We start from the raw sequence: 4248 nt of genomic DNA, 5'->3' as shown, positions 1-4248 counted from the left end.
GAAGTAATTCGTCGGAGCATTGCCAATATACATCTAACATTTCAAAATAACTACTTGGCTTAACGCAGTCATTGCACTGATTTTATACTTTCTTAACTTACAAAAAAACATGCTTCCCCAAACAGCTATTGGGATGCATGTTTTTTTTATTTATTGATCGTTTCTACTTTGTCTGAGGAGCCTACCATTTTAATTTTCACATTTACATTCACACGAATATTACTTTGGGAGTAATAATTTTCTCCTTTCTCCCAATCGTCTTTGACCGTATTCCAGAAATCATAATGTCGCCGATACAGCTTGTCACCAATCCCCAGCACATCCACTTTTAAGTCTTTTTGCACCTTGTTGATAGTTCCTTCAACCAGTGCCCGCACCTTTCGCTCTGTTGCCGCTTTCACCTTATTTATATAGCTTTTACTAAATACACTAGTAAGTCCATATCTCTCACCAATATTCCCTTTAACATCAATATTTATATCGACCTGTAAGTTTTCCTTTTTCTTATTTTTAAAGTATATATCTTGTTTAACATCTGTTAGTTCTATTACAACCATATGTCCATTTACCTTGATTTTTATCGGTCCATTTTGTTTCGTATCAGTCAAAAAGCTTAGCCCCATGGTTTCATCATCAGATAAGGAGTATATCATGTGATTGGTATCACCTTGAAATACAGCAGCTCCTTTGTACTTAACGGAATGATCGTTAACAATCTGTAATTCTGGAATCGTGTAGCTGTTTTTACTTAGCAGTAACTCTTGAACTTGTCCTATATGAACTGGCTGTAGTGAGCTTGCATTTTTATAGTTGTTCTCCATCAAAGACTCAATATATAGTGCAGGTACTTTTTCATCTATGGGTAGGATATTTAACGCCTCTTTTGCTTTTCCTTCTACTATGACAAGTCTTATCCCTCTACGCATTTCATGATCGCGAATATGAACATCTAGTATATTTCCAAATAGATGTGGTTCTCTAACGATGTCTTCTGAAACAACTAATACCTTCATATGTTGGAAAAAAGGAGTCTTGCTTGATAATGTCGACATTTCTCGGGTAATCTCAAAAATACTTTCGCCCGTTGCAGTTATATTTTTATATGCTTTTTGCTCACCACTACCTCCCTGTAAAGGAGACCCTAATCCAGAGGGGACAACCATTTGGTTGGTAAGCATTAGTTCAAACGTACCATCTTCTTTTTTTTCAACTAGATCAATCGCTGAACCAACGGTAAAGCCTCGATTCTCAATCTCCACGCGGTCCCAGCATCCCGTTAAAAACAAGCACATACTCAAGCTAATAAAAATATAGAGATAATATTTCTTCATTTGCTTCCCTTCCAATTGTCAATCGCCAAATAGTGATGTATCGAACTGTCGATGATGGTACCTATAATTTTCTCTTATTTGTTTATACTGCAACCTTTTAATTATCCTAATTCATACATTTTAATTCCAATGTTTGGAACAATACTAAAAACACCTTTTGTTTATGGAGGCTTATTATGTCTACTATCGAATTAGTACTAAGATTAGCTGTTTCCTTTACTATCTTACTTGCATTAACAAGAATTATGGGAAGAAAAGAAATTTCTAAGCTTACCTTCTTTAACTTTGTCTCTGCTATTTCAATCGGTACATTAGCTGCTTCATTTGCAGTTGACCCTACACTCAGTCTATTCCATGGAATATTATCATTACTATGCTGGAGTGCTTTTACCATATTTCTTGGTTTTTTAGATATAAAATCACAACGCGTTCGTTACGTTATTGAAGGGGAACCAATTATTCTTATTCGAAAAGGAGAAATTGTGGAGGATGAGCTTCGGAAAAGTAGATTAGATATTGACGATTTAAACCTTTTATTGAGGAAGAAAAACGTTTTCGCTGTCTCGGATGTCGAATATGCAATATTTGAAACAGATGGCAGTCTATCCGTCATGAAGAAAGAGGCGAAACAATCGTTAACCAAAAAAGATATGAACATTCCTCCAGCCACGAATAGCATTCCACCTACCTCAACGACTGTAATTGCTGACGGAAAGATTAATACAAATAACTTAATTGCCTTGAACCTAAATAAGCATTGGTTAGAAAAGCAACTTCAATTAAGGGGAGTACCTTCCATATCGGATGTCTTTTATGCTGAAATTCAACAAAATGGCGCACTATATATTGCTAGTAAAAAGTAAATTTAATCAATCCAGGCATCAATAATACTTTCTATAGGTAAATATTGGCCTGCCACTTTTATATACCTGTTCTGTCTATCAATACTGACTACTTTCCCTTTAGCTTTATAAAAATCGTGATTCAAAAAATACTTTAAATCGATGGTTAGCTCATTTTTCACTGCCATTTGCAGCTTCAAGTTAATTTCCTCTTGTTTTTGTTCATCTATAATAGGTTTTTGTTTGCGCTCTTGTTCTTGCCATGTTTGCTTCAATAACTCTATATGCTCCGGCATCATCATTGCGGTCCATTTAATACTTCCTCGATCATTTACACTCATTACGCACCCACTCGCTTTCTAACTAATCCTGCTGAAAGAATATTCTTTAGCGTAAATGTTCTCACCTTTTTCCGATAGAAGCAATAAGCCAAAATACTCTTTTCGCGTATTTCTAGAACACGGATATAACGCTCAGTTACATTATTATTGCTATCCAAATAAATAATAATTATTTTTTGCTTACTTTTGACAGAACGATTCAGCAATCCTTTCATAATAAGGTCACCACCAAGAACGTTTGTTCTTATTATATCATAAAAAACGAACATATATACGTATTATTTAGTGACAATTTATCCCAGAATGATGGAAAATAGAAAAAGATTGGTAATTAAAAAAACTAGAGAAGTAGGAGCATAAGACAAGGAGAAATATAAGGATTACGCTGGAAATTCTGGTTTTCTGAACAGTTCCTTAGCGTATGTTTTCGCTTTTCATTGGTACAATCCCTATTATCCGTTGAACCATTTACTATATAGAATTCATCAGAAACATAAATTTTAGATTAATAAGAACAACTCCGATGGAACAGCGTTGTATTATATTCTAAATATAGGTGCCTTTAGCATGAATTAGTTTGAAGGTTTGAAGCACTTAATATTGAATTCTCCATTATTACTGACATTAGGAGCTTATTTGGCTATATTCACACAGTTATTCTTTCCTTTTTTTGTGTTCAATAAATATACTCGCTTATTTAAGCTTACTTGGCTCAATCCTGTTTCATCTAAGTATTATTGTTTTTATGGGTCTAGTTCATTTGGTGCTATTATGATTGTTTTAGACTTGCAATTTATGAGTGATAGAGAATATAGCCATCGCTTTAAGTATATTAAAGATAAAGTTACTAATTTGAAATATATAGGTATTCAAAGAGAGGAGAAGGAAATTTAATGGTGATTCTAGTTTATGATGGAGAATGCAACTTTTGTAGTAACTTTATTAAATTTCTTTTAAAAATAAACAAGAACAAATCGCTAAGGATTACAAGTTTTAATAGCAAATGGTACAATGATTTTAAAATGGAAAACCAAATTAGAGATAACGTGGATAGCATAATATTAATTAATTCTAATAAAATGTATATATACTCAGATGCAATTCTCCACGTAATAGCTCAAGCAAATAAATTATTTTTTCCGATACTTATATTAAAAATAGTACCAAAACCGATAAGAAACTTTTTCTATAAATTAGTTGCTAAATATAGGAAGAGAATAAGTAAACAAATTAAATGTACTTTACCAACTCAAAGTGAAAGAAAATATTTTCTTTAAAGAAAGGATGTCTACATGAGTCGTAAAATAATTATTTTAATTATTATACTGTCTTTGAATATCATTCGGTACTTTTTCGAATACCTCGATGACACTTCAAATATATATTATGGAATAATGTTACTTTTAAATATAATGGCTATTTGCTTTGTTATATTCTCTAAAAACAAAGATATAGCTTAAAATTCTATATAATCAGATTCCAATGGTAAATTATTTAGAATGATACAAGAATAACCCAAAATAGTTCCGAAGCGTATTTTTTGTGCCTTTCGTTGGTACGATCCCTATCAATTAGAAAAACGGAGCAAAATTCGCTCAGTCCTTATCACTAAATGCTCAGATTTACGCTTCCTCTAATGAGGCTGGGACAAAACCCAGTAACTGAAAAAAGTGGTACGCCAATTTAGGGCGTATCACTTTTTTTACTTTTTTCAATATTTATATACGCAAAAAG

The 4248-nt window shown here is 32.8% G+C and carries 5 protein-coding genes; 2 read left to right on the top strand and 3 right to left on the bottom strand.

Annotation, left to right across the window (positions count from 1 at the left end; translation table 11 throughout):
• Positions 1–146 precede the first annotated feature (146 nt).
• Positions 147–1331: a Ger(x)C family spore germination protein gene (locus ABDZ84_RS08465; protein ID WP_121604321.1), complete on the bottom strand. Its 1185-nt coding sequence runs from the start codon at positions 1329–1331 to the stop codon at positions 147–149.
• Between the two features lie 176 nt (positions 1332–1507).
• Between ABDZ84_RS08465 and ABDZ84_RS08460 the strand changes: the two genes are divergently transcribed.
• Positions 1508–2194, top strand: a complete 687-nt coding sequence (locus ABDZ84_RS08460) for a DUF421 domain-containing protein (protein ID WP_026682887.1) — start codon at positions 1508–1510, stop codon at positions 2192–2194.
• A gap of 2 nt (positions 2195–2196) precedes the next feature.
• Here the strand turns inward: ABDZ84_RS08460 and ABDZ84_RS08455 are convergent, their stop codons facing one another.
• Positions 2197–2514: a YolD-like family protein gene (locus ABDZ84_RS08455; protein WP_034679767.1), complete on the bottom strand. Its 318-nt coding sequence runs from the start codon at positions 2512–2514 to the stop codon at positions 2197–2199.
• Positions 2514–2729 carry a WYL domain-containing protein gene (locus tag ABDZ84_RS08450; RefSeq protein WP_026682886.1) on the bottom strand — a complete coding sequence of 72 codons (216 nt, stop codon included), beginning with the start codon at positions 2727–2729 and terminating at the stop codon, positions 2514–2516. The genes ABDZ84_RS08455 and ABDZ84_RS08450 overlap by 1 nt, the downstream gene beginning before the upstream one ends.
• 678 nt (positions 2730–3407) lie before the next feature.
• On the opposite strand from ABDZ84_RS08450, the gene ABDZ84_RS21480 reads away from it, so the two are divergent.
• Entirely contained in the window at positions 3408–3791 is a 384-nt protein-coding gene (locus ABDZ84_RS21480) for a thiol-disulfide oxidoreductase DCC family protein (RefSeq protein WP_026682884.1), read from the top strand.
• The last annotated feature ends 457 nt before the right edge of the window (positions 3792–4248 follow it).

It is taken from the genome of Virgibacillus salarius (genome assembly GCF_039521925.1).
GTDB classification, from domain to species: Bacteria; Bacillota; Bacilli; order Bacillales; family Amphibacillaceae; genus Virgibacillus; species Virgibacillus salarius.
The sequence above is the reverse complement of the archived record's forward strand: the minus strand, read 5'-3'. Positions and strand labels throughout refer to the sequence as shown.

Bases quoted from the DNA above. Each gene is read 5' to 3' on its own strand.
- ABDZ84_RS08455 (WP_034679767.1), bottom strand. From the start codon at position 2,514: ATGAGTGTAAATGATCGAGGAAGTATTAAATGGACCGCAATGATGATG.
- ABDZ84_RS08460 (WP_026682887.1), top strand. From the start codon at position 1,508: ATGTCTACTATCGAATTAGTACTAAGATTAGCTGTTTCCTTTACTATC.
- ABDZ84_RS08465 (WP_121604321.1), bottom strand. From the start codon at position 1,331: ATGAAGAAATATTATCTCTATATTTTTATTAGCTTGAGTATGTGCTTG.
- ABDZ84_RS21480 (WP_026682884.1), top strand. From the start codon at position 3,408: ATGGTGATTCTAGTTTATGATGGAGAATGCAACTTTTGTAGTAACTTT.
- ABDZ84_RS08450 (WP_026682886.1), bottom strand. From the start codon at position 2,729: ATGAAAGGATTGCTGAATCGTTCTGTCAAAAGTAAGCAAAAAATAATT.